The sequence below is a fragment of the Streptomyces aurantiaciflavus genome (genome assembly GCF_049808595.1).
Classification (GTDB): domain Bacteria; phylum Actinomycetota; class Actinomycetes; order Streptomycetales; family Streptomycetaceae; genus Streptomyces.
In genome coordinates, this window is record NZ_JBNCAQ010000003.1 from 106937 (window position 1) to 130577 (window position 23641).

General features: G+C 71.4%; 22 protein-coding genes. 14 read left to right on the plus strand and 8 right to left on the minus strand.

What is annotated here, in order from left to right; translation table 11 throughout:
* Positions 1-233 precede the first annotated feature (233 nt).
* From ACPT94_RS03925 to yjfF, 6 genes are all read left to right on the plus strand, one after another.
* Positions 234-1199 (plus strand): SCO2400 family protein, encoded by a 966-nt coding sequence (locus ACPT94_RS03925; RefSeq protein WP_425245108.1) that lies wholly within the window; start codon positions 234-236, stop codon positions 1197-1199.
* Between the two features lie 580 nt (positions 1200-1779).
* Positions 1780-2826, plus strand: a complete 1047-nt coding sequence (locus tag ACPT94_RS03930) for a LacI family DNA-binding transcriptional regulator (protein ID WP_425245109.1) — start codon at positions 1780-1782, stop codon at positions 2824-2826.
* 134 nt (positions 2827-2960) lie between these two features.
* On the plus strand, positions 2961-3965 hold the full coding sequence (locus ACPT94_RS03935; protein ID WP_360343324.1) for an ABC transporter substrate-binding protein: 1005 nt from the start codon (positions 2961-2963) through the stop codon (positions 3963-3965).
* A gap of 95 nt (positions 3966-4060) precedes the next feature.
* Entirely contained in the window at positions 4061-5599 is a 1539-nt protein-coding gene (locus ACPT94_RS03940) for a sugar ABC transporter ATP-binding protein (RefSeq protein WP_360343327.1), read from the plus strand.
* Positions 5600-5610: 11 nt separating this feature from the next.
* Positions 5611-6720 (plus strand): ABC transporter permease, encoded by a 1110-nt coding sequence (locus ACPT94_RS03945; RefSeq protein ID WP_360343393.1) that lies wholly within the window; start codon positions 5611-5613, stop codon positions 6718-6720.
* Positions 6720-7745: a galactofuranose ABC transporter, permease protein YjfF gene (gene yjfF / locus ACPT94_RS03950; protein WP_360343330.1), complete on the plus strand. Its 1026-nt coding sequence runs from the start codon at positions 6720-6722 to the stop codon at positions 7743-7745. Before ACPT94_RS03945 ends, yjfF begins: the two co-directional genes overlap by 1 nt.
* A gap of 157 nt (positions 7746-7902) precedes the next feature.
* Here the strand turns inward: yjfF and ACPT94_RS03955 are convergent, their stop codons facing one another.
* Together ACPT94_RS03955 and ACPT94_RS03960 are read right to left on the minus strand one after the other, a co-directional pair.
* The gene (locus ACPT94_RS03955) at positions 7903-8664 is read right to left on the minus strand and encodes a hypothetical protein (RefSeq protein ID WP_425245110.1); all 762 of its coding nucleotides are present in this window, start codon (positions 8662-8664) and stop codon (positions 7903-7905) included.
* Between the two features lie 357 nt (positions 8665-9021).
* Positions 9022-9870 (minus strand): hypothetical protein, encoded by an 849-nt coding sequence (locus tag ACPT94_RS03960; protein ID WP_425245111.1) that lies wholly within the window; start codon positions 9868-9870, stop codon positions 9022-9024.
* 279 nt (positions 9871-10149) lie between these two features.
* Here ACPT94_RS03960 and ACPT94_RS03965 point away from each other — a divergent pair, with 279 nt between their 5' ends.
* Positions 10150-11298: a serine hydrolase domain-containing protein gene (locus ACPT94_RS03965; RefSeq protein ID WP_360343339.1), complete on the plus strand. Its 1149-nt coding sequence runs from the start codon at positions 10150-10152 to the stop codon at positions 11296-11298.
* A 115-nt stretch (positions 11299-11413) separates the two neighbouring features.
* Here ACPT94_RS03965 and ACPT94_RS03970 read toward each other — a convergent pair whose 3' ends face one another.
* Positions 11414-12436: an NADP-dependent oxidoreductase gene (locus ACPT94_RS03970; protein ID WP_360343342.1), complete on the minus strand. Its 1023-nt coding sequence runs from the start codon at positions 12434-12436 to the stop codon at positions 11414-11416.
* Between the two features lie 112 nt (positions 12437-12548).
* Here ACPT94_RS03970 and ACPT94_RS03975 point away from each other — a divergent pair, with 112 nt between their 5' ends.
* The 3 genes from ACPT94_RS03975 to ACPT94_RS03985 are packed head-to-tail and all read left to right on the plus strand — an operon-like array spanning position 12549 to position 14463.
* The gene (locus ACPT94_RS03975) at positions 12549-13007 is read left to right on the plus strand and encodes a MarR family winged helix-turn-helix transcriptional regulator (protein ID WP_360343345.1); all 459 of its coding nucleotides are present in this window, start codon (positions 12549-12551) and stop codon (positions 13005-13007) included.
* Positions 13008-13054: 47 nt separating this feature from the next.
* Positions 13055-13852 (plus strand): EI24 domain-containing protein, encoded by a 798-nt coding sequence (locus ACPT94_RS03980; RefSeq protein ID WP_360343348.1) that lies wholly within the window; start codon positions 13055-13057, stop codon positions 13850-13852.
* On the plus strand, positions 13849-14463 hold the full coding sequence (locus tag ACPT94_RS03985; RefSeq protein WP_360343351.1) for a LysE family translocator: 615 nt from the start codon (positions 13849-13851) through the stop codon (positions 14461-14463). The genes ACPT94_RS03980 and ACPT94_RS03985 overlap by 4 nt, the downstream gene beginning before the upstream one ends.
* Before the next feature lie 116 nt (positions 14464-14579).
* Here the strand turns inward: ACPT94_RS03985 and ACPT94_RS03990 are convergent, their stop codons facing one another.
* Together ACPT94_RS03990 and ACPT94_RS03995 are read right to left on the minus strand one after the other, a co-directional pair.
* Positions 14580-15824, minus strand: a complete 1245-nt coding sequence (locus ACPT94_RS03990; RefSeq protein WP_425245112.1) for a pyroglutamyl-peptidase I — start codon at positions 15822-15824, stop codon at positions 14580-14582.
* Positions 15825-15897: 73 nt separating this feature from the next.
* Positions 15898-16845 carry a LysR family transcriptional regulator gene (locus ACPT94_RS03995; protein ID WP_425245113.1) on the minus strand — a complete coding sequence of 316 codons (948 nt, stop codon included), beginning with the start codon at positions 16843-16845 and terminating at the stop codon, positions 15898-15900.
* 58 nt (positions 16846-16903) lie between these two features.
* Between ACPT94_RS03995 and ACPT94_RS04000 the strand changes: the two genes are divergently transcribed.
* Both ACPT94_RS04000 and ACPT94_RS04005 read left to right on the plus strand, forming a co-directional pair.
* Entirely contained in the window at positions 16904-17293 is a 390-nt protein-coding gene (locus ACPT94_RS04000; protein ID WP_360343360.1) for a RidA family protein, read from the plus strand.
* Positions 17294-17304: 11 nt separating this feature from the next.
* Positions 17305-17643, plus strand: coding sequence for a YrdB family protein (locus ACPT94_RS04005; RefSeq protein WP_360343363.1), 339 nt, complete (start codon positions 17305-17307; stop codon positions 17641-17643).
* Positions 17644-17646: 3 nt separating this feature from the next.
* On the opposite strand, the gene ACPT94_RS04010 is transcribed toward ACPT94_RS04005, so the two are convergent.
* Positions 17647-18228, minus strand: coding sequence for a TetR/AcrR family transcriptional regulator (locus ACPT94_RS04010; protein ID WP_425245114.1), 582 nt, complete (start codon positions 18226-18228; stop codon positions 17647-17649).
* A gap of 107 nt (positions 18229-18335) precedes the next feature.
* Here ACPT94_RS04010 and ACPT94_RS04015 point away from each other — a divergent pair, with 107 nt between their 5' ends.
* Positions 18336-20756, plus strand: coding sequence for a beta-glucosidase (locus tag ACPT94_RS04015; protein WP_425245115.1), 2421 nt, complete (start codon positions 18336-18338; stop codon positions 20754-20756).
* 115 nt (positions 20757-20871) lie between these two features.
* Here ACPT94_RS04015 and ACPT94_RS04020 read toward each other — a convergent pair whose 3' ends face one another.
* Positions 20872-21849, minus strand: coding sequence for an aldose epimerase family protein (locus ACPT94_RS04020; RefSeq protein ID WP_425245116.1), 978 nt, complete (start codon positions 21847-21849; stop codon positions 20872-20874).
* A gap of 15 nt (positions 21850-21864) precedes the next feature.
* Entirely contained in the window at positions 21865-22764 is a 900-nt protein-coding gene (locus ACPT94_RS04025; RefSeq protein ID WP_425245117.1) for an SGNH/GDSL hydrolase family protein, read from the minus strand.
* A 277-nt stretch (positions 22765-23041) separates the two neighbouring features.
* Between ACPT94_RS04025 and ACPT94_RS04030 the strand changes: the two genes are divergently transcribed.
* Positions 23042-23536 carry a DUF3145 domain-containing protein gene (locus ACPT94_RS04030; protein ID WP_360343378.1) on the plus strand — a complete coding sequence of 165 codons (495 nt, stop codon included), beginning with the start codon at positions 23042-23044 and terminating at the stop codon, positions 23534-23536.
* Positions 23537-23641 lie beyond the last annotated feature (105 nt).

Consider the following 23641-nt stretch of genomic DNA (forward strand, 5'->3'; position numbering starts at 1 on the left):
GAGATTTCGTCACATGTTCGAAATGCTGGCCAGACAGTAAGGATGGCGCGACGGGGGTGTCAATGGGTCGAACAGGTAACGGTTTCGGAAGTTTCGGCGCCCTTTCGAGAATTGGTGCCTGAAAGTGTGTGGCAGGTCACTCGAGCCGCCGCACCGGTATGGCCGGTTCCCACACAACTTTCACCAGGTGAACCTAGGAACGTGACCGTCCGGGCACCTAGTCTTCCCGCGTCATGGACTACTGCCACCCGTGCCGACGGCACCTCAACGGCGCCCTCGCCTGCCCGGGGTGCGGCGCGCCTGCCGAACCGCTACGCGCGTATCCGCAGGACGCGTCCGAGCCGGAGTCGTACGACGGCCACCACGCTCCGGTCGATCACGGCGATCGCGACCATCATGGCCATTACGGCGATCAGGGCCATCGCGACCATCGCGGCGATCAGGGCCATCACGGCGATCACGACGATCAGGGCCATCGCGACGATCAAGGCCACCACGGCGGTCGCGATCATCATGGCGACAACGGTGACAACGGCGCTGACCGCGATGGTGGCGATCATGACCACCACGGCGAGCACGGTGATCGAGAGAGCGACGGTGGCGAGCCTCAGGGCCGTGCGGCACGCCGCCGTGGGCAGGGCCGGGGTGGCCGGCGGGGCCCGGCGGGTGCCGCTGCCGCGTCGGAGGCGAGTCGACGCGACCGCAAGGCCGCGGTCCACCGCCGGCGCCGCAAGCGCACGGTGCTGATCGCCGTCGGCTTCGTCCTGGCGGCGGGTGGTCTGAGCCTGGCCGAACTCGGCGTGGACGCACCGCTGTTCTCCTCCTCGCCGAACCCGGCGGCCGCCGGGGGCGAGTCCTCCGAGATCGACGACTCGACGACGGAGCCGAGCGCGTCCGGGCGGCCCCTGGACGACAGGACGGACACGGGGGCGGACAAGGTCTCGCCCTCCCCCGCCGCCTCCGATTCCGCGTCGGCCTCCGCCTCCGCCTCCCCGTCGGCGTCGCAGTCCTCGGGTGCGGCCACACAGACCCCGGAAAAGGAAGGCCGGTCGGCCACCCTCCCGGGCTCCGCCGGCTCGACGGCCCCGTCGGACTCCGACTCCACCCCGACCGCCGACCCGACGCCGTCGAACGCGCCCCCCAAACCGGAACCGTCGCCGTCGGAGACGTGCCAGCGCTTCTTGTGGTGGTGCTCGTAGGGCTCCAGTGGGACGGATCGCGCTTCGCCCGAGCCGGGTGGGCGTCCGTCGTGTGAGCCGTTGAGCGGGCGGCGGTCCGTCCTGGACGGCCGTCCAGGACGGACACCGTACCCTCCCGCTTCCACCAACGCCCCCGCGCCGCCCGGGAGTCCGCCGCGCCCCGGCCGCTGAGCCCGTCGTCGGTTCGCCGGTCGGCGCGGGCGCCTCGACCTGCCGGGGAGTGTGGTGTCGTACCCGGACGAATCGGCCTGCCGTCGGGCGGCGGCCTGGACGGAATGTGCCGCCTTGGCCGGCCGCGTTCTCAACTGCCGCGACTGGGGGCGTTATTCAACCGTGACGACGTTCCGGCGCAGACCCCTTGACCGCCATGAATTGTTAGCGCTCACAATGACGTCCGCATTCACCAGTCAGCGTCCAACGCCAGCACGGGAGGTATGAGCGTCATGCCCGCAGAATCCCAACCTGCCCTGTTGGCCGAGGACTTGGGGCTTCCGGGAATCCCGGCATGAAGCCGGCGGCGCGGGATCGTCCGCCCACATCACAGGCCTTATCGGCAGACGACCGCCAAGGAGGTGCGGCCGTGACCCACGCGCAGCTTCGGCCGCCCACCATGGCCGACGTGGCACGCCTGGCCGGTGTGTCCCACCAGACCGTGTCCCGCGTCCTGGGGGACCACCCCAATGTGCGGGACGAGACCCGGGCCAGGGTGCTGCGCGCGATCGAGGAGATGGGCTACCGTCGCAACTCCTCCGCCCGGGCCCTGGCGACCCGGCGCACCCGGACCCTGGGGGTGGTCGCCTCCGACACCACCCTCTACGGGCCGGCCAGCACCTTGTTCGCGCTCGAGGAGGCGGCGCGTGCCGAGGGATATCTCGTCTCGACGGTCAGTCTGCGCAAACTGACCGTGGAGAAGCTGTCCGAGGCGCTGGACCACCTCAGCGAGGGCGGGGTGGAGGGAGTGGTCGCCATCACCCCGCAGCGGTCGGCGGTGGACGCTCTGGCCGAACTCCGCCATCCGTTCCCGGTGGTGGTCGTGGGCAGCGGGACCGGTGTGGACATCCCCAGCGTGAGCGTGGACCAGCACCTCGGAGCCCGGCTGGCCACCGGGCATCTGCTGGCCGCCGGCCACCGCAAGGTCTGGCACCTCGCGGGCCCGGAGGACTGGCAGGAGGCGGCCGACCGGGCCGCCGGCTGGCGGGCCACCCTCGAAGCGGCGGGTGTCGAGCCGCCCATGCTGCTGCGGGGGGACTGGAGTCCGCTGTCGGGCTACCGGGCGGGCCAGGAACTGGCGGGCTGGGTGGGCCGGGGACTGACCGCCGTCTTCGTCGCCAACGACCAGATGGCACTGGGGGCGATGCGGGCCCTGCGTGAGGCGGGCGTCCGAACTCCCCAGGACGTCGCGGTGGTCGGCTTCGACGACATCCCGGAGTCGGAGTTCTTCGCCCCGCCTCTCACCACCGTCCGGCAGGACTTCGCGGCGGTCGGCAAACAAGGCATCGCGCTGCTCCTGGAGTTGATCGAGGGCCGGCCACCCGCCACCACGTCCCGGGTCGCGATCGAACCCCAACTCGTCGTCCGCGCCAGCACCTTCCCCCACGCCGCCCAAGCGGAGGGCGTACCTCTCTGACCCACCCACCGGCTGCTTTCGCCCCTCCGTGTGGCCGGTATTCCGAACAATGATCGACAGGCTGGACGCAGTGCGGCCGGTCCCATCGAGTACCAGCGGTCCAACCCCGGGCCGGCTCTTCAAAGGAGAAGAACATGCTCAACAGACGGAACTTCCTCACTGCGGCGGTCGGCGTGGCGGCCGCGGGCGGCCTGTCCGCCTGCGCCAAGAAGGACGAGAGCACCTCCGCCTCCTCCGGGGGCGGCAGCAAGACGCTCACGCTCGGCTTCTCCCAGGTCGGCTCGGAGAGCGGCTGGCGCACCGCCAACAGCCAGTCGGTGAAGGACGCCGCCAAGGAGGCCGGCTACAACCTCAAGTTCTCCGACGCCCAGCAGAAGCAGGAGAACCAGATCTCCGCCATCCGCAGCTACATCGCGCAGAAGGTGGACGTCATCGCCTTCTCGCCGGTGGTCGTCACCGGCTGGGACGCGGTGCTCAAGGAGGCCAAGGCCGCGAAGATCCCGGTGGTCCTCACCGACCGCTCGGTGGAGACCTCCGACGACTCCCTGTACGTCACCCTGGTCGGCTCCGACTTCACCGACGAGGGCCGCCGCGCCGCCAAGATCCTCGAGAAGGTCATCGCCAAGGCCGGTCTCAAGGCCCCGGTGAAGATCGCCCAGCTGGAGGGCACCACCGGCGCCGCCCCGGCGATCGAGCGCGCCAAGGGCTTCAAGGAGGTCATGGACGCGAGCCACAAGGACGACTGGAAGATCGTCGTCAGCCAGACCGGTGACTTCACCCGCGCCGGCGGCAAGCAGGTCATGGCGGCCTTCCTGCAGTCCAACCCGGACATCAACGTCCTCTTCGCGCACAACGACGACATGGCCATCGGCGCCATCCAGTCCATCGAGGCGGCCGGCAAGAAGCCCGGCAAGGACATCCTCATCGTCTCGATCGACGGCGTGAAGGACGGCTTCGTCGCCATGTCCGAGGGCAAGATCAACGCCATCGTCGAGTGCAACCCGCTGCTCGGCCCCCAGCTGATGGACGTCGTGAAGAAGGTCAAGGACGGCGAGACGGTCGAGCGCTGGATCAAGACCAAGGAGGGCGACTTCATGCAGGACCAGGCCGCCGCCGCGCTCCCGACCCGCAAGTACTGACCGACCGCACCCACCGGCAGGGAGCCTCCGGCCGACCGAGCCATCGGTCCCGGGGCTCCCTGCGGGCCTGAACCAATCCCACGAGGAGCGCTGCCATGGCAGAGCCGCGGCCCGTCCTGGAGATGACGGGCATAGTCAAGGAGTTTCCGGGGGTACGGGCTCTGTCGGGCGTCGACTTCCGGCTCTTCCCCGGCGAGATCCACGCCCTGATGGGCGAGAACGGCGCGGGGAAGTCCACCCTGATCAAGGTGCTGACGGGGGTCTACTCCCTGGACGGCGGCACCATCACCCTGGACGGCAGGTCCGTGCTGTTCGGCAGCCCGCTGCAGGCGCAGCAGGCCGGCATCAGCACGGTGTACCAGGAGGTGAACCTCTGCCCGAACCTGTCGGTGGCGGAGAACATCTTCATCGGGCGCGAGCCGACCCGCATGGGCCGCATCCAGTGGAAGCGGATGCGCAAGGAGGCGGCGGAGCTGGTGGACCGGCTCGGCCTCGACATCGACGTCACCGCGCCCCTGTCCTCGTACCCGCTGGCCGTGCAGCAACTGGTCGCGATCGTGCGGTCGGTGGGCACCGGCGACAGCGACGGCCAGGGATCGGGCACCAAGGTGCTGGTCCTGGACGAGCCGACGTCCAGCCTCGACCGCGACGAGGTCCAGGAACTGTTCCGCCTGATGCGGCGGCTGAAGGACGAGGGCGTGGCGATCCTGTTCGTCTCGCACTTCCTCGACCAGATCTACGAGATCTGCGACCGGATGACCGTCCTGCGCAACGGCACGCTCGTCGGTGAGCACATGGTCGGCGACCTCGACCAGGTCGGGCTGATCCAGCTGATGATCGGCAAGGCCCTGGACCAGCTGGAGGAGCTCCACGACCACCAGCTGCACTCCGACGTCGGCGAGACACTGCTGCGGGCGGACGGCCTCGGCCGGACCGGCGGCATCGCCCCCTTCGACCTGGAGATCAAGAAGGGCGAGGTGCTCGGACTCGCCGGACTGCTCGGGTCCGGCCGTACCGAGCTGGCCCGGCTGCTGTTCGGCGCCGACCAGCCCGACAGCGGCAAGGTGACCGTCGGCGGCAAGCAGGTCTCGCTCAGCGCCCCGAACGACGCGATCGGCGCCGGCGTCGCGTTCTGCTCGGAGAACCGCAAGACCGAGGGCCTGGTCCCCGATCTGACGGTGCGGGAGAACATCATCCTCGCCCTCCAGGCGTCCCGCGGCTGGACCCGGCCCATCCCGGCCTCCCAGCGCGACGAGCTCGTCGCCAAGTACATCAAGGCGCTCGACATCCGCCCCGCCAACCCGGAGGCCCGCGTCGGCCAGCTCAGCGGCGGCAACCAGCAGAAGGTGCTGCTGGCCCGCTGGCTGATCACCCAGCCGAAGCTGCTGATCCTGGACGAACCGACGCGCGGCATCGACGTCGGCGCCAAGGCGGAGATCCAGAAACTCGTGGTCTCCCTCTCCGAGGACGGCATGTCCGTGCTGTACATCGCGGCCGAGCTGGAGGAGGTACTCCGGCTCAGTCACACCATCGGGGTGCTGCGCGACCGCCGGCTGGTGGCGCAGCTCACCAACGGGCCCGAGATCACCACCAGCCGGATCATGGAGACCATCGCGAGCGGAGAGCACCAGTGAGCACCCCCTCAGTGACCACACCGTCCCGATGGCGAGCACTGACCCATCACCACCTGTTCTGGCCGGTCGCGGTCCTCGTCGTCCTGCTGCTCGTCAACGTCCCCTTCACGCCCGACTTCTTCTCGATCAAGATGACGGACGGCCACCTCTACGGCAGCCTCGTCTCGATCGTGCTGTTCGGCTCGCCCCTCATCCTGGTGGCGGTCGGCATGACCCTGGTCATCGCCACCGGCGGCATCGACCTCTCCGTCGGCGCCGTGGTCGCCATCACCGGAGCACTCGCCTGCTCGTACATCAGTGACCAGGCCGACCAGGGCGCCCTGTCCGGGGTGCTGCTCGCCATGGGTCTGGGCCTGCTGGCCGCGGTCGTCTGCGGCCTGTGGAACGGCTTCCTGGTCGCCCGGATGGGCATCCAGCCGATCATCGCCACGCTGATCATCATGGTCGCCGGGCGCGGTGTCGCCCAGCTGATCACCGACGGCCAGATCATCACCATCAACAGCGAGCCGTACAAGCTGATCGGCGGCGGCTACTGGCTGACCCTGCCCTTCTCCATCTTCGTGGTGGCCGCGGTCGTGGCCGTCACCGTCGTGCTGACCCGCCGTACGGCGCTCGGCCTGCTCGTCGAGTCGGTCGGCGGCAACGCCGAGGCCAGCCGCCTGGTCGGCATCCGCTCCCGGCGCATCAAGATCATGGTCTACATGTTCTGCGCGCTGTGCGCGGGCATCGCGGGCCTGATGATCAGCTCGAACACCTCGGCCGCCGACGGCAACAACGCCGGCCTGTGGATCGAGCTCGACGCGATCCTCGCCGTGGTGATCGGCGGCACCTCGCTCCTGGGCGGCCGGTTCTCCATCGGCGGCACGGTGGTCGGCGCGCTCGTCATCCAGACCCTGACCACCACGATCTACACCATCGGCGTGCCGACCCAGACCAACCTGGTCTTCAAGGCCGCCGTCGTCATCGTCGTCTGCCTGCTGCAGTCCCCGAAGTTCCGCGCCAAGGTCTTCGGCAACAAGTTCGGTGCCAAGCCCGGCGCGAAGGGAAGCGGCAAGCCCGCCGCGGCCCCGGCGGACACCGCCGCGGCGACCGAGGCCGCTCCCAAGATGGAGGTGTCGTGATGACCACGACCACCCAGAGCCCCACGGCCGCCCCGGACAGCCGTACGCCGTCCAGGGCCGCGCGTCTGCTCGCCGACCGGCGCCTGCCCGTCGCGGCGACGGCCCTGCTCTTCCTCGTGATGTACGGCGTGGGCCTGGGCCGCTACCAGTACTACGGGTTCGCCGAACCTCAGGTCTTCCTGAACCTGTTCATCGACAACGGCTATCTGCTGGTCGCCGCCGTCGGTGTCACCTTCGTCATCCTGTCCGGCGGCATCGACCTGTCCGTCGGCTCGGTGATCGGCTTCACGACGATGTTCACGGCGTGGCTGGTGGAGCGTCAGGGGGTGCCGCTGCCGATCGCCGTCCTCCTCGCCCTGGGCGCCGGCGCGTTCGGTGGCTTCCTGATGGGCTATGTGATCCACAACTTCGAGATCCAGCCCTTCATCGTGACCCTCGCCGGCCTCTTCCTCTTCCGCGGCCTGTGCCTGGTCATCAGCAAGGAGTCGATCTCGATCAGCGACGCCTCGGTGAGCGACCTGGCCCAGACGCGGGTGTCGCTGGGCCTGGGCGACCTGTCGATCGGTGCGGTGGTGGCCCTGGTCGTCCTCGGCGTCGCGTTCTACGTGCTGCACTACACGCGCTTCGGACGCCGGGTGTACGCCATCGGCGGCAACGAGCAGTCGGCCCTGCTGATGGGTCTCCCGCAGGGCGGCACGAAGATCGCCGTGTACACGGTGAGCGGCTTCTGCTCGGCCCTGGCCGGCCTGTTGTTCATGCTGTACATCCAGTCCGGTGACCCGCTGCACGCCACCGGCATGGAACTCGACGCGATAGCCGCGGTCGTCATCGGCGGCACCCTGCTGACGGGTGGCTCCGGCTACGTCCTGGGCACCCTGTTCGGTGTCCTCGTCCTGGGCCTGATCAAGAGCCTCATCCAGTTCGAGGGCACGCTCAGCTCCTGGTGGACGAAGATCGCCACCGGCGTGCTGCTGTGCGCGTTCATCCTGATCCAGCGCTTCATGACGAGCCGCAAGAAGACCTGAGCCGACAGGGACGTTTTCTGTCCGGAGCGGTCCGGCGCACCTACGGCGTGCGCCGGACCGCTCACCGGTGTCGCCACAGCGGCGGGGTACCGACGCTCCGTCAGGGCAAGCGGGCGGGCGAGCGCGAAGCACGCCGGGCAGGCGGCGGTCGCAGTCATCAGCGCAACTCGACTCCCGTCTCAGTGCCGACCTGGCGGATCTGGTCGAAGCTCAGTCGCCGTAGCTCCGCGATCAGTTCGGCCATGTCGGGTCCTGCCGAGTGCTGCCATGGGACCCGCTCGCCCAGCGCTACGTTGACTTCGCCGACAGGGCCGGCCATGGCCGCCAGGTCGCCGACGGGGATGCCCAGTACGACTGCGAAATCGGTCAGTAGGTCGCGGGTCAGCTCCACCCTGCCGTGCCCGACCCCACCGATCGTGGCCGCGCTCATGTACAGGCCCGACACCAGGTACAGGACCCTGGCGGAGCCCATCCAGTCCAGGTTCCGGTTGGCGAGCATCCGAAGAAGCGCGGCGCCGAAGCCCGGCGGGTACCGCTCATGCGGTCGTGGAGCCCGAACAGGCACCGTGCGGTTCTCCTGCGGCAGTGACCGGACACGGCGAAGCAACGCGTCCCTGCGCCGCGGGGGCAGCGCCACGGCATGCTTCACCAGGTGCGGGACCAGCCGCCCGGCCGTCGCGTCCAGCGGTGCGAGTTCCTCCGGTACCGGTACTCCGGCAACGGCGAAGAGGTCTGCGGTGGGCCAGCCGAGCGCGGGCGCGAGCCTGCGCAGCAGCACCGGGTCAGGAGCCGCACCCCCGAGCACCGCGCCAAGCTCGGACTCCGCGGCCTCGGCCTGCCGGGAGAGCGGTCCGACGTCCAGCCCGCGGTGATCCATCAGCCGCTCCAGCAGCACGCCGAAGCCTGGATGCCTGGTCATCCGAAGAGCCTAGTGCCGCGGCAGGCAACGTTTGCCCGTTGAGGAGCGGGGTCGTGGGGGTACCTCCCGCCCGAGCCGTGCGAAGCCGGTTCGAGGGTGGGGGAGCGTGCTCTCGGTGTGCCGGCCGGAAGCCCTCGTACTGGATGTACTTGGGCTTTCGGCCGGTGCGGCGAGAGGGCGTGCCGGGCGTCGCGACGGGGCGAACGTTGCCTGTCGCGGCACTAGATGCCCGGGCACTGTGACGCGCACCTGTGATCCGCAGCCGTGGACGCTGCTGAGCAGGCGATCGCGGCGCCCGGCCACCGCCCCCCGGACGCGCGCGCCGAGATCCGCTGGAGCGAGGTCCCGCCCTTCTGATCACCCCGCCGCCACCGCCACCACCACCCCCCGCTCCCCACTCGGCGACACCGCCGCCGACACCCGTATCGCCGTGGCCCGCGCCACGCGGCCCGCGTGGGCGGCGCCCGCCAGCAGGGCCGGCTGGAGTTGCTCCAGGCCGGCGACCAGCAGTTCCTCGCCGGCCACCAGGAGCGGCCGTACCGCCTGCGCCGAGGTGGCCGCCGCCTCCGTCAGGTCGGCGAGGGCGGGGAGGACAGCCCGGGCGAGGTCCGCGCCCGCGGCGGCGGCGCGGTCGGTGAGAGCCGCCTGCACGGGGAGAAGCGGGGTCACCGTCGTCGACACCGCGTCCGCGATGCGGTGCAGCTCCGGGGCCGAGTCCCGCAGGACCTCCGCCGCCGCGCGCAGCACCGGTACGAGGGCCAGTGCCAGCCCCGCCGCCAGGCCGGCGCCCGCGGGCAGGAGCGGGGACGTCGCCTCGACCAGTTCGCCCAGGACCGCCGCGCACTCCTCGACGGCCGGTTCCACGGAGTCCAGCACCGGCAGCAGAGTCTCGCCGAGCGCCGCCAGCAGCGCCTGGGCCGGTTCGCTCACGGGTGTCCCGCCGGTGCCGAGGCGGGTGAGGGTCTCGACGACGCGGTAGAAGGCCTCCTGCGCCTCGGGGGAGGCGCTGGCCTCGGCCAGGTCGGCCGTGGTCCGTCGCAGCACCCTCAGCGCCTCGGCGCCCGAACCGTCGCGGGGGTCGAGGGTGTTGACCGCGATCCGGGCGATGTTCCCCGCGGTGTCCAGGAGTTGTCCGGTGATGTCGGTCGTGCTGCGGGCCACGCGCAGCACGTCGTCCCTGCTGGGGAGCGAAGGAATCGTCGCCATGGGGTCTCCTCGCGGCACACGCACCCGGTGCCCTCAGCATGCCCGCTCCCGGCGGTCGTCGTAGGCCATCCGGAGTATCGGTGACACCAACACCCTCCTGTGGCAGTTGAGTCGAACAGGCAGGCCTCGCCGTACCGGCCCACGGAAGCACCCCACGATCCCGCTCCCACGATCTCGGCAGTCCGGAGGAGGTACGCGTGCGCACCACGAGCACCACGTTCCTGGAGACTGAGCGGGAGTGAGTCCTGTCGCAAGCAACGGTCTGGTTGAGGAGAGCGGATGACGCAGGAGATCCACGGCAGCGTCGCGGACGGTTTCGAGGCCGTGCGGGAGGAGTTCGCCGCGTTCGTGGCGGAGGAACGGGCCGACTACGAAGGGCAGTTGTGCGCGTACGTGCACGGCCGCAAGGTCGTCGACCTGTGGGCCGGGCACGGCAACGACGCCGAGTCCCTGTACGGCGTCTTCTCGTCCACCAAGGGTGCGGCCCACCTCGTGGTTGCGCTCCTCGTGCAGGACGGCACGCTGGAGCTGGACCGCAAAGTCACCTACTACTGGCCGGAGTTCGCGGCCGAGGGCAAGGGCGTGCTGACTCTGCGCGACCTGCTCGCCCACCGGGCGGGGCTGGTCGGGCTCGACGCCGGGTTCACCGACGACGAACTGGCCGACGATCGCGCCATCGCCGAACGGCTCGCGGACCAGAAGCCGTTCTGGCGTCCGGGTACGGCTTTCGGCTATCACGCACTCGTCATCGGCGCGCTCGCCGGCGAGGTCGTACGGCGGGCCACGGGTCGTACGCTCCAGGAGGTGTACGACGAGCGGGTGCGGGTGCCGTACGAGTTGAACTTCTTCCTCGGGCTGCCCGAGGCGCTGGAGCCCCGCTTCCGGTCCGTACAGCCCATGGCGCCCACGCAGGAGCAGCAGGCCGTGCTCGACTCGGTGCGGACCGGGCCGCACAGTCTTTCCTCGATCGCGTTCAACACGCATGTGCCGGAGCCGGGTGATCTGGTGGATCACGCCAACTCCCGTACGGTGCGCGCCAAGGGACCGGCGTCGGCGGGCGGTGTCGCGGCGGCGCGCGGGCTCGCGGGGATGTACGCGGCGGCGATCAGCGAGGTGGAGGGGCGGCCGCCGCTGCTGAAGCCGGACACCATCGCAGAGGTGGGACAGATCCATTCGACCGGCTACGACCTGGTGGCCCGGACACACAAGTCGTTCGGGCTCGGGTTCCAGGCGGTGGCCGACACGTGGTACCCGTTCCTGGGCGCCGGGGCGTTCGGGCACAGCGGCGCGGGCGGTTCGCAGGCCTTCGCGGATCCACGCAGTGGGCTGGCGTACGGGTACACACGTCGGCGCGTCGCCTTCCCGGGCGGGGCGGCGCCGGAGAACGTACGGCTGGTGAAGGCCGTGCACACGGCGGCGCTGAACTGAAGCACACGTCACGGGCGAAGGCCGCACCCCACGTCCAGGGGTGCGGCCTTCGTCGTACGCAACGAACGTCGTCGGACCGGCGTCACGCCCGGATTTCCCGGGCCGGGGGAGTCCGTCAGAGCTTGACGATCATCTTGCCGGTGTTGTCGCCGCGCAGGACGCCCAGGAACGCCTCCAGGTTGTTCTCGATGCCCTCGACGACCGTCTCGCGGTACTTGAGCTCGCCGGAGCGGACCCAGGGGCCGACCTCCTGGACGAACTGCGGCTGGAGGTCGTAGTGGTCGCCGACCAGGAAGCCCTCGATGCGGCCGCGGGTCTGGATCAGACGGGCGAGGTTCTTCGGGCCGGGGGCGGGCTCGGTGTTGTTGTAGACCGAGATCATGCCGCAGACGGCGATACGGCCGCCCTGGTTGAGGGAGCCGATCGCGGCCTCCAGGTGGTCGCCGCCGACGTTGTCGAAGTAGACGTCGATGCCGTCGGGCGCCGCCTCGCGCAGCTGCTCGGCCACGGGGCCGTTCCTGTAGTTGAAGGCGGCGTCGAAGCCGTACTCCTCGACCAGCAGCTTGACCTTCTCGTCGGAGCCGGCCGAGCCGATCACACGCGAGGCGCCCTTGAGTTTGGCGATCTGGCCGACCTGGCTGCCGACGGCGCCCGCCGCGCCCGACACGAACACCGAGTCGCCTTCCTTGAAGGAGGCGGTGCGCAGCAGGCCGGCGTAGGCGGTGAGGCCCGTCATGCCGAGGACGCCGAGGTACGTGGACAGGGGTGCGGCCTCGGGGTCGACCTTGACGGCCTGCTTGGCGTCGAAGGTGGCGTACTCGCGCCAGCCGCCGAAGTGCAGCACGTGGTCGCCCGGGGCGATGCCCTCGGCCTCGGAGGCGACGACCTCGCCCACGGCGCCGCCCTGCATGGCCTTGCCCAGCTCGAAGGGGGCGACGTAGGACTTGGCGGCGCTCATCCGGCCGCGCATGTACGGGTCGACGGAGAGGTACTCGTTGCGGACGAGCACCTGGCCGGGGCCGGGCTGCCGGATCTCCGCCTCGGCCAGCTCGAAGTCCTCGGGCTTCGGCCAGCCGACGGGGCGGCTGAGCAGACGCCACTCACGGCTGACGGAGGGGAGCGTGGGGGTGTCGGACATGAGGCCTTTCCTTACGTGCTGCGGTGCGGGCGAGAAGCAAATGTTTCAGTACCTGAAACAACCATGCTCCTGAATATTTCAGCATGTCAAGTAATCCGGGTACCCTGAAACCATGGCCACCTCACATCGGACCCCCCTCCCCGACGCCCTGACCATGGAAGTCGTCGAGCTGATCGGCGAGGTCGTGGCCCGCTTCCACGAGGACTACGAGGAGGCCGCCGCCGAGCACGCCCTCACCGGCGCCCAGGCCCGCCTCCTCAGCCTCCTCTCCCTGGAACCGCTCCCGATGCGGAAGCTGGCGAACAGGCTGAAGTGCGAGCCGTCCAACGTGACCGGCATCGTGGACCGCCTGGAGTCCCGGGGCCTGGTCGAGCGCCGCCCCGACCCGGCCGACCGCCGTGTGAAGCTGGCGGCGGCCACGGAGGAGGGGCGACGGGTGGCCAAGAGCCTGCGGGAGTCGCTGCGGTTCGCCCGGGAGCCGCTCGCGGGGCTGGCGGAGGAGGAGCGGGTGGTGCTGCGGGGCATGCTGCGGCGGATGCTGGGGACGGCGACGGAGGCGGGGGACGCCTGACCGTCCAGGTCGGCGGGTGACGCGCACCCGGCCGATAGAGTTCCCCCATGCGCGATCTCGGGGCGGGTTTCAAGTTCCTCCTGGAGGGCCAGCGATGGGTGGCCCGCAACGGCAAGCAGTACGGCTTCGGGCTCGTTCCCGGGCTGATCACGCTCGTCCTCTACCTGGGCGCGCTGGTGGCGCTCGCGGTGTGGGGCGAGGACTTCGTGGCCTGGGCGACGCCGTTCGCCGACGACTGGTCGAGCCCGTGGCTCGGCCTGTTCCGCGGGTTCCTCACGGTCGTGCTGTTCGCCCTCGGACTGCTCCTCGCCGTCATCACCTTCACCGCGGTCACCCTGCTCATCGGGCAGCCCTTCTACGAGAACCTCTCCGAGAAGGTCGACCGCGACGTCTCGCCCGACGGCACGGCCCCCCACTCGGGGCTGCCGCTCTGGCGCGAGCTGTGGATCTCGGCCCGCGACAGCCTGCGCATCGTGGTCCGGGCTCTGCTGTGGGGCGTGCTGCTGTTCGCCCTCGGGTTCGTCCCGTTCCTCGGGCAGACGGTCGTCCCGGTGATCGGCTTCTTCGTCACCGGCTTCTTCCTCACCGAGGAGCTGACCGCCGTCGCCCTCCAGCGCAGGAACGTCGACCTCCGCACCCGCCTCACCCTCCTGCGCGGCCGCAAGACCCTCGTCTGGGGCTTCGGCACCCCCCTCGGCCTGGCCTTCCTCGTCCCCGTCGTCGCGGTGTTCCTGATGCCGGGCGCGGTCGCGGGCGCGACCCTCATGGCGCGGGAGCTGCTGGGGGAGGAGACCAGGGACGGCGACAGCGCCGACGACCGTGAAGAGGAGAACGCCACATCGTGACCGAGATACTCGCCGTCGCCGTCATCACCGTCCTGGCCGTCATCGCGCCGGGCGCCGACTTCGCCATGATCGTCCGCAACAGCTACCTCTACGGCCGGCGTACGGGCCTGTTCGCGGCCATGGGCGTCGCCGCCGGCGTCCTCGTGCACGTCACCTACACGATGCTCGGCGTGGGCCTGCTGATCGCGTCCTCCACCTACCTCTTCACGATCATCAAGCTGGTCGGCGCGGCCTACCTCGTCCACATCGGCGTCCGCACCTTCCGCACCCGCGGCGAGGTCGAGATCGACCTGACCGGCAAGACGGAGCTGACGCCGTTCGCGGCGCTGCGCACCGGCTTCCTCACCAACGTCCTCAACCCGAAGACGACCCTCTTCGTGGTCTCGACCTTCGCCCAGGTCGTCAGCCCCGGCACCCCGGTGTACCAGCAGGTGGGCTACGGCCTGTTCATGTCGCTGGCCCACCTGCTGTGGTTCGGCGTGGTCGCCGTCTTCTTCTCGCAGGAGCGGATGCGCACGCTGATGCTGCGCGCGCAGAAGGTCCTCAACAAGGTCATCGGCTCCGTCCTGGCCGGCCTGGGCGTCAGCCTGGCCTTCGCCCCCTCGCACTGACCGCACCGACCGTGCACTGACCCGCACCGACCGCCCTGCTCGCCGACGGCGACCCCGGCGTCTCAGGCCGTCACGCTCACTGGCAGGCCGGACTCCCGTCGGCCGCAGAGGTGCGCCTACTCGCCGACGGCCACGCCCAGGATCGCCCGCACCTGGGCGATGATGTCCAGCCGGTTCCGCACGAACTCCGGGTCGGTCACCGTCCCCGTCGCCGGATCGGTGTTCCCCGCGCCGAACTGCAGCACCGGCGTGTGCACATGCCCGCCCGGCAGCACGTCGCGCAGGCCGAGACGGTCGCGCAGGAGGGTGGCGCGATAGGCGATCTCGTTGGAGAGGTAGTTGCCGCCGCCCCCGGCCCGCGCGGTCGACCCGGCGGTGGGCCCGTCCGGCCGTACGACGGACTCGGTGGCCCCTGCCGGGATCTCGGTCACGCCGGTGTTGTCGTAGACGGGGAAGCGGCCGGTGTCCGCCGCGACGATCCTCGCGTACGGCAGGGTCGTGGTCGTCCACTGGGGCTGCGAGCCCGGGTCGGTGACCGGGATCGTCTCGGTGCGGCCGATGGCGTCGTTGTCGGGGAAACCGCCCCGCCAGGCCCCGTTGGTCCGCTCGACGTCGAAGCGGCCGACGCGCCCCTGGCTGACGGTCGCGAACAGGTCGACGTGCGGCAGATACGGCCGCAGGGTGCGCTCCACCGTCCCCTGCGCGAAGTCCTCCCAGCGCACCGGGAACACGGCGGTCTCCACCCGGGCCGGCCCGTCCGCCGTCTCGATCACCGTGCCGTCGAGAGCGAGGGCGCTCGCCCCGGACGGGTTGGAGATGCGGATGTCCCGGTCCAGGGTGAACGGGTCGAAGCCGGTGACCAGGACGCGCTTGAGGCCCTTGGCCGCATGCGGGTAGCCGATGTCGGTCTGGCCGCGCGAGGTGCGCTCCAGCGAGTCGAGCAGCGCGGTCCGCTGACGGTCGCTGATCCCGAATGCCGGCTCCCAGGTGCGCAGTTCACGTGTCATGCCGAGCCGCGCCCAGTACAGCGGCCGGTCGTCGTCCCGGCTGAGCTCCCCGCCGGCCGGCCCCCGCCCCTGCGCCCGGTCGACGGCCCGCCGCCACAGGGCGCCGCCTTCGCGGACGACGACCCGGCGGGCCTGCGCGTAGGAGTGCGCCGACTCGAGCAGCCGGGCGAACCGCGGGGCCACCGTGTCGAATCCGGAGCGGGCGAGGATCTCCTGGGGGACCGCCCGGTCGAGCCGCTGCTCCTCGACGGTGGGCGAGGGCGTCGCGTCGGCCGCGGTCGCGGTCGCGGGGGCCGAGAGGCAGGCCGTCAGGGCCATGCCGAGGACGCCGACGCGAACTCGTATGGAATGCACGGGGATTCAGGTCCTTCCGTCGCTGTGGGGCGCGTGGTGCGGGACGGCGGAAGTATCGCGTGACGGATGTGGTCTACGCCATGGTGCGTGGCACCGCCGCCGTGGCCTCCCGGAGAGCGGCGACGAACCCCTCCTCCGCCGGCGTCGACGACCGCCCCCGTACGGTCGCCGCGTACACCGCCCGCGCGGGCGCGCCCTCGTCGAGGACCGGCAGCAGGGCGACGTCCGGTCGTACGGCCGTGGCGGCGAGCGCCGGGACCAGGGTCACGCCCAGACCCGCGGCCACATAGCCCTGCTTGGCCGTCCACTCACCGACGACATGGGCGACGCGCGGCCGGAAACCCGCGCGCAGGGCCGCGTCGAGCAGGGTGCCCTCGGGATGCTCGCTGCCGGAGATCCAGTCGGCGTCGGCGAGTCGGCCGAGCCGGACGGGACCGGGGTGGCCGGCCAGCGGATGGGCGGCCGGGACGGCGACGTACAGGGACTCGTCGAGGAGGTGGTGCAGGGTGTACGCCTCCAAGGGGGCGCGGCCCGTCGTCGACACGACCGCCAGGTCGAGGTGACCGGCGGTCAGCCGCTCCAGCAGGGCCGGTGTGAAGCCCTCCTCGCGGGTGACGCGGACGCCGGGGCGGCGGGCGCGGAACGCGGCCAGGGCGTGCGGCACCAGTGCCGCGTCGGCCGTGGCGAACGCCCCGAACCGCAGCCGGCCACCGGTCCCCTCCCGCAGCGCGGTCAGCTCCCGCCCGGCCCCCTGCAACGCCTCCGCGACGGACTCCGCGTACGGCACCAGCACCCGCCCGGCCTCCGTCAGCCGCACCCCCCGCGCCAGCCGGTCGAAGAGCGGGGCGCCGCCCAACGCCGCCTCCAGGGACGAGATCTGACGGGACACCGCCGACTGGGTCCAGCCCAGTGTCCGCGCGGCGACCGTGAACGAGCCGCACCGGGCGACCACCAGGAACGCCCGCAGCCAGACGGTCGAGAGGTCGGGTACACCTGAGGCTTCGTCATGCGGGTTCGGCATGGCAGCTATGCTAGACATTCGCTTGTCGCATCACGGGGCCGGCTCTAGCGTCGACCGCATGGAGATCACCCTCGGCAGTCCCGCCTCCGCGCCCCAGCCGCTCAGCCCCTACTACTCCCAGGTCGCTCGTGTCCGACAGCCGGACGGGAGTGCCCTGTTGTTCCTCTCGGGCCAGATCGCCGAGGGCGCCACGCTCGCCGAGCAGACCCGGGGCGTCTTCGAGACGATCGACGCGCTGCTGAAGGCCCACGGCGCCACCCTGGCCGACGTCATCAACATCCGCACGTACCTGACGGACATCTCGAAGCTCGGCGAATACGCCACCGTACGCGGCGAATTCCTCACCGGGACCCCACCCACCAGCATGACCTTCGAGGTGCCGCGACTGTTCCGGCCGGAGGCGCAGGTGGAGATCGAAGTCGTGGCGGCGGTGGTCGCCGACGGGTGATACTGCCGCGCATGAAGGCAGCGAAGGCCGTGAACCTGGGTGTGCTCTTCCTGATCGAGATCGGCGCCCTCGTGGCCGTCGCCCGCTGGGGCTTCACCCGTGAGGTGGCGACCCCGCTCGCCTGGCTGCTCGGGCTCGCCGCACCCGCGCTGCTCGTCGTGCTCTGGGCGCTGTTCGGGTCGCGGAAGGCCCGGTACAAGACGCGTGGCGTCGCCCGCGTCGGCTTCGAGGCGCTGTGGTTCGGGGCCGGGGTGCTCGCCCTGCTGGCCGTCGGGGACACCGCCGGGGCGCTCACGCTCGCCGTTCTCGTCGTGGTGAGCAAGGCCCTGGCCGTGGCCTGGGGCCAGTGACCCTCAGTCCACCGGCTCGCCCAGCAACCGCAGGAAGTCCCGGAACGCGCCCGGCATGTCCACCGACTCCGGGTCCAGCAGCCACTGGTACTGCAGCCCGTCCATCACCGCCACCAGCAGGGGGGCGGCCCGCTCCGGTGTGAGGCCGTTCGGCAGGCGGTCGCCGTACTCGGCGCGCAGCACCTCCGCCATGCTCGACCGCACCTGCGTGTACCGCTCGGTGAAGTACTCCCGCGCCGGATGGCCCTCGGTGACGCTCTCGCCCAGCAGCGCCGAGAAGGTCTGGATGATCCCGGGGCGCATCGCGTTGTACTCGACCAGCGAGGCGAGCAGATCGACCCGCCACCGCGTGTGCGGCACCGCGTCCCACTGGTCCCGCTCCTCCAGCACGGCGACCAGCAGCGCGTCCTTCGTCGGGAAGTGGTGCAGCAGCCCCTGCTGGGTCAGCCCGACCCGCTCGGCCACCGCGGCCAGACTCGCCCCCCGGTAGCCGCGCTCGGCGATCACCTCCAGGGCCGCCCGTACGATCTCGGCGCGCCGCTCCTCGCTCCTGACCCTGGCACTCATGGCGCCACGGTACGGCATCACCGGGCGGCAAATGTAACGGCAAGATAACGAAACCTACCGGTCTACAGGTAACCGATGCACGATGGAGGCACTGCACTGCACGGACTCAACGAGGAGGCACCGCCATGGCGGAGAACGAGGCGGTCGTCGAGGCGGCCCTCGGCAAGCTCGACCTGGACGCCAAGACCCGGCTCCTGGCCGGCCAGGGCATGTGGTCCCTGCCCGCCCTGCCCGAGATCGGCCTCGCGTCCCTCGTGATGTCCGACGGCCCGATCGGCGTCCGGGGCGTGCGCTGGACCGCCGACGACCCGTCCGTCGCCCTGCCCTCCCCGACCGCCCTCGCCGCCACCTGGGACCCCGGCCTCGCCCGCCGCGCGGGCGTGCTGCTCGCCCAGGAGGCCCGCCGCAAGGGCGTCCACGTCCTCCTGGCCCCCACGGTCAACCTCCACCGCTCCCCGCTCGGCGGCCGCCACTTCGAGGCCTACAGCGAGGACCCGTACCTGACCGGCCGCATCGGCACCGGATACGTCCAGGGAGTCCAGTCCGGCGGCGTCGGCACGACCGTCAAGCACTTCGTCGCCAACGACGCCGAGACCGACCGCTTCACCGTGAACAACCTGGTCGGCGAACGCGCCCTCCGCGAGCTGTACCTCGCCCCCTTCGAGGCCATCGTCGCGGACGCCCGCCCCTGGGGCGTCATGACCGCCTACAACACGGTCAACGGCACGACGATGACCGAGCACCACCACCTGGTGAACGAGGTCCTGCGGGGCGAATGGGGCTTCGACGGCTTCAACGTCTCCGACTGGATGGCCGCCCGCGACACCGTCGGCGCCCTCAGGGGCGGCCTCGACGTCGCCATGCCCGGCCCACGGACCGTCTACGGCGAGGCCCTCGCCCAGGCCGTACGCGACGGCCGCCTCGACGAGTCCGAGGTCGACGACGCCGTACGCCGTGTCCTGTGCCTGGCCGCCCGCGTCGGCGCCCTCGCCGACGCCGAACCCGCCGTCGCCGAGCCGCCCGCCCCCGTCGACGGCGAGGCCCTGGCCCGCGAACTGGCCCGCCTCTCCTTCGTCCTCGTCCGCAACGAGAACAACGCCCTTCCCCTGAAGCCCGGCACGGTCGCCCTCATCGGCGCCGCCGCCCGTGACGCCCGCGTCCTCGGCGGCGGCTCCGCCACCGTCTTCCCGGCCCGCGTCGTCGCCCCGCTCGACGGCCTCACCGCCACCCTCCCCGAGGGCACCCTCACCTACGCCGTCGGCGCCGACCCCACCACCGAGCTCGCCGTCGCCGACAAGGGGTTCACCCTGCGTGCCGTCTGCCGTGACGCGGACGGCACCGTGATCGGCACCGGTTCGGCACCCAACGGCCAGATCCAGTGGATGGGCTCCGACCTCCCCGAGGGCGTCACCCACGACCGCCTCCACACCGTCGAGCTGACCGGCACCTTCACCCCGCGCGTCACCGGAACGCACTCCTTCGGCATCAAGGGCGTCGGCGCCTTCACCCTCACCGTCGCCGGCACGACGCACTACGACGACGTCCAGCTCCCGGCCGACGTCAGCGACCCCTTCGAGGCGTTCTTCGGCTCCCCGGTGCTCCGCGCCGAGACCGAACTGACCGCCGGCGAACCGGTCGAGGTCTCCCTCACCCACGTCTTCCAGCTCCCCGAGGACGTCCCGCTGAAGGTCATCGCCTTCGCCCTCGCCCACCAGGAGCCGCAGCGCGACGCGGACGAGCTGATCGCGGAGGCGGTCGAGGCGGCCCGCGCCGCCGACACGGCCGTGGTCGTCGTCGCCACCACCGACCGCGTCGAGTCCGAGGGCTTCGACCGCTCGGACCTCCACCTCCCCGGCCGCCAGGACGACCTGGTCCGCGCCGTCGCCGCCGCCAACCCCAACACCGTCGTGGTCGTCAACGCGGGCTCCCCGGTGGAGCTGCCGTGGCGCGAGGACGTCGCCGCCGTGCTGCTGACCTGGTTCCCCGGCCAGGAGGGCGGCGCCGCCCTCGCGGACGTCCTCACCGGCGCCCACGAGCCCGGCGGCCGCCTGCCCACCACCTGGGGCTCCCTCACCGACGCCCCGGTCACCCGGGTCACCCCCGCCGACGGCGAACTCCCGTACGCCGAGGGCGTCTTCATCGGCTACCGAGCCTGGGAGAAGAAGGGCCGCACCCCCGTCTACCCCTTCGGCCACGGCCTCGGCTACACCGACTGGTCGTACGAGTCGGTCGAGGTGACGGGTACGACGGTGCGGATCCGCGTCCGCAACCGCGGAGAGCGGACCGGGCGCGAGGTCGTCCAGGTCTACCTCGCGCCCACCGGCGCGGACACCGGAACCGAGCGCCCGGCGCGCTGGCTGGCCGGCTTCGCGAGCGTCGAGGCCGCGCCGGGGGAGAGCGCCGAGGCCGTCGTCGACCTGCCGAACCGCGCCTTCGAGGTCTGGGACGAGGCCGCTCACCGGTGGTTCTTTGTGAAGGGTTCGTACGAAATCCAGGTGGGTAGGTCGATCGCGGACCGCAGGATCACCGCGACGATTAACGTCTGACGCGGGACTCCTCACCCCACGGACAGCCCCGGTCCGGGACCTGACCCCTGGACCGGGGTTCACGTCTGCGCGGCACCCCCCGCCGCACGTGGTGAGGCCGCCCCCGACCGGGCCCCTAGCGCACGGAGAAGCCGTACACCGTCTCCGACCGGTACGCCCCGCCCGGCCGCAGCTCCGTGCTCGGGAACTCCGGACGGTTGGGGGAGTCGGGGAAGTGCTGGGTCTCCAGCGCGATGCCCTCGCAGGGCACGAAGGGCTCGCTCAGGTGGTCCGCGGTGTACACCTGGAGCCCCGGCTCGGTCGTGGCCACCGTCAGCACCCGCCCGGACGCCGGGTCGTGCAGCTCGGCCACCTCCACGGGCGTGTCCGTGACGCCCTTGTCGAGCACGAAGTTGTGGTCGTAGCCGTAACCGGTCCTGCGGGCTTTCCGGAAGTCGTAGGGCGTGCCCGCGACCGCCGCCTGTTCCCCGGTCGGGATCAGGTCGGAGTCGACCGGCGTGTACCGGGAGGCGGCCAGACGCAGTTCATGGCCGACGGCCTCCCCACTGCCCGGGCCGCCGAGGTTGAAGTAGCTGTGGTTGGTCAGGTTCACCACCGTCGGCGCGTCCGTGACCGCCTCGTACACCAACCGCAGCGCGCCCGACGCGTCGAGCGTGTACGTCGCCGAGACCTCCAGGCTGCCCGGAAAGCCCTCCTCGCCGTGCGGGCTGACGCGGCTCAGCCGCAGCCCGTGCTCGACCGGCACCACCTCCCACACCCGCTTGTCGAAGCCCCGCTCACCGCCGTGCAGCGAGTTGGGCGCGTTGTTCGGCGCGAGCGCGTACGTCACCCCGTCCAGCGGGAAGCGGGCGTGCGCGATCCGGTTCGCGTACCGCCCGACCAGGGCGCCCAGGTAGGGCTCGGGATGCGTGAGATAGCCGTCCAGATCCGCGAACCCCAGCACCACGTTCGCCGTCCGCCCGTCCCGGTCCGGGACCTCCACGGACTGCACGATCCCGCCGTACGACAGGACCCGCACCCGGACGCCCGCCCGCTCCAGGGTCCAGCGGTGCACCGGCGTGCCGTCGGAAAGTGTTCCGAAGTGTTCGCTCATGGGCGGAACCCTAAGTCACGCGCTCCGGCCGGTGACCTTCCGGTACGCGATCTCCGCGAGCCGCGCCTGTCCGTTCTTGCTCGGGTGGAACCAGTCCCAGTGGCTCAACTGGTCGGTGCCGAAGCGGTACTCGTACACCGCGCCGCCGTCGAAACGGCACCGCAGGTCCTTCGCGCAGACCTCCTTCAACACCGTGTTGTAGTCCTCCACCCGCTTCTGCACGGTCTCGCGCCGCAGGGTCGCCGCCGAGTCCAGCGCGTCCGCGTCGCCCAGCATCGACGGACAGATCCCCAGCTTCCACACCTGCTTGCCCAGCACGTTGGTCCGCCCCTGCGACCACAGCCGCATCAGGTTCGGCACGCTCGCCACGTACACCTGCGTCTTCGGCGCCGTCCGGCGCAGGGTGCGCATGGCCTCCTCGAACTGCGCGCGGAAGTCGGCCACCGGAGTCATCGCGTCCGCCGTCGCCCGGCACGCGTCGTTCGCCCCCGCCATCACCGTCACCAGCTCGGGTTTCCGTACCGCCGCCTGCGTCATCTGGGCCGTCAGATCCGCCATCCGCGCCCCGGTCGCCGCGTAGTTCCAGCTGTGCGTCGCCGCCTTCGCCGCCCCCAGCAGCCGCACGGCCAGACTGTCCACCTCGGCGCTGCCGCCGGTCGCCCAGGACACCTCGGGGCAGTCCGCCAGGACCGTACAGGCGTCGAAGCCGCGCGTGATGGAGTCGCCCACCGCGGCGATCGACGCCGGGCTGCTGTCCCACACCGGGGTCGGCGACGGCGAGGAACTGGCCTTGCGCGCCTGCGACGCCTTCGGCTCGGGGCCGCCCGCGCCGAAGGCGTCGCAGCCCGCCGCGCCCAGCACGGCGGCCACCGTGACGGCGACGACCGCCCGCGAGCGGTGGCTTCGCTTCCCCATCCCCTGGTGTCCCCTCGGTCGTCCGGCAGGCCCCGGCCGGACGAGTCGCCGGCCCCATCCATGACAACGTCCGGGAGTTCCCGACTTCCACAAGAAGCAACCGAACGCCCCAGCCCAGGCGTCCTGCCGGGTGAATGGCAGGCGTTCAGGGGCACCGGGACCGACGGTACGTCACACTCCTCGCGCCGCCGCACGGTAGCCTCGCCATCAACGCGGCTTCCCTGCCACCGCCGCCATGCCAGCCTGCAAGCCCGTCCCCCGCTGCCCGGAGGTCCCGGTGACGACACGTGGAGTTCTGTACGTGCACTCCGCGCCGCGCGCGCTGTGCCCGCACGTCGAGTGGGCCATCGCCGGGGTGCTCGGCACGCGCGTCAACCTCGACTGGATCCGGCAGCCCGCCGCCCCCGGCACCTGGCGCTCGGAGTTCTCCTGGCAGGGCCAGCCCGGCACCGCCTCCAAGCTCGCCTCCGCGCTCCGGGGCTGGCAGCTGCTCCGCTTCGAGGTCACCGCCGAACCCTGCGCCACCGCCGAGGGCGAGCGCTACAGCTGCACCCCCGACCTCGGCATCTTCCACGCCGTCACCGGCATCCACGGCGACATCCTCATCCCCGAGGACCGTCTGCGCGCCGCGCTGACCCGGTCACAGCGCGGCGAGACGGACCTGGAGGCGGAACTCGCCAAGCTGCTCGGCAAGCCGTGGGACGACGAGTTGGAGCCGTTCCGGTACGCGGGCGAGGGAGCGCCGGTGCGCTGGCTGCACCAGGTGGTGTGACCGTGTGACCCCACCCCCTCAGTACGCAGGAAGGGCCCCCCCCCCCCCCGGGGGGGCCCCGAGGCGGTATTCTGGGGCGCGCCGGCCCGCCGGTGGAGACCCGCA

Coding starts and splice junctions, on each gene's coding strand:
- ACPT94_RS03940 (WP_360343327.1), top strand. CDS start 4,061: ATGGCAGAGCCGCGGCCCGTCCTGGAGATGACGGGCATAGTCAAGGAG.
- ACPT94_RS03970 (WP_360343342.1), bottom strand. CDS start 12,436: ATGTCCGACACCCCCACGCTCCCCTCCGTCAGCCGTGAGTGGCGTCTG.
- ACPT94_RS04005 (WP_360343363.1), top strand. CDS start 17,305: ATGAAGGCAGCGAAGGCCGTGAACCTGGGTGTGCTCTTCCTGATCGAG.
- ACPT94_RS03975 (WP_360343345.1), top strand. CDS start 12,549: ATGGCCACCTCACATCGGACCCCCCTCCCCGACGCCCTGACCATGGAA.
- ACPT94_RS03960 (WP_425245111.1), bottom strand. CDS start 9,870: ATGGCGACGATTCCTTCGCTCCCCAGCAGGGACGACGTGCTGCGCGTG.
- ACPT94_RS03965 (WP_360343339.1), top strand. CDS start 10,150: ATGACGCAGGAGATCCACGGCAGCGTCGCGGACGGTTTCGAGGCCGTG.
- ACPT94_RS03935 (WP_360343324.1), top strand. CDS start 2,961: ATGCTCAACAGACGGAACTTCCTCACTGCGGCGGTCGGCGTGGCGGCC.
- ACPT94_RS04025 (WP_425245117.1), bottom strand. CDS start 22,764: ATGGGGAAGCGAAGCCACCGCTCGCGGGCGGTCGTCGCCGTCACGGTG.
- ACPT94_RS03995 (WP_425245113.1), bottom strand. CDS start 16,845: ATGCCGAACCCGCATGACGAAGCCTCAGGTGTACCCGACCTCTCGACC.
- ACPT94_RS03955 (WP_425245110.1), bottom strand. CDS start 8,664: ATGACCAGGCATCCAGGCTTCGGCGTGCTGCTGGAGCGGCTGATGGAT.
- ACPT94_RS04000 (WP_360343360.1), top strand. CDS start 16,904: ATGGAGATCACCCTCGGCAGTCCCGCCTCCGCGCCCCAGCCGCTCAGC.
- ACPT94_RS03925 (WP_425245108.1), top strand. CDS start 234: ATGGACTACTGCCACCCGTGCCGACGGCACCTCAACGGCGCCCTCGCC.
- ACPT94_RS03980 (WP_360343348.1), top strand. CDS start 13,055: ATGCGCGATCTCGGGGCGGGTTTCAAGTTCCTCCTGGAGGGCCAGCGA.
- ACPT94_RS04010 (WP_425245114.1), bottom strand. CDS start 18,228: ATGCCGTACCGTGGCGCCATGAGTGCCAGGGTCAGGAGCGAGGAGCGG.
- ACPT94_RS04020 (WP_425245116.1), bottom strand. CDS start 21,849: ATGAGCGAACACTTCGGAACACTTTCCGACGGCACGCCGGTGCACCGC.
- yjfF (WP_360343330.1), top strand. CDS start 6,720: ATGACCACGACCACCCAGAGCCCCACGGCCGCCCCGGACAGCCGTACG.
- ACPT94_RS04015 (WP_425245115.1), top strand. CDS start 18,336: ATGGCGGAGAACGAGGCGGTCGTCGAGGCGGCCCTCGGCAAGCTCGAC.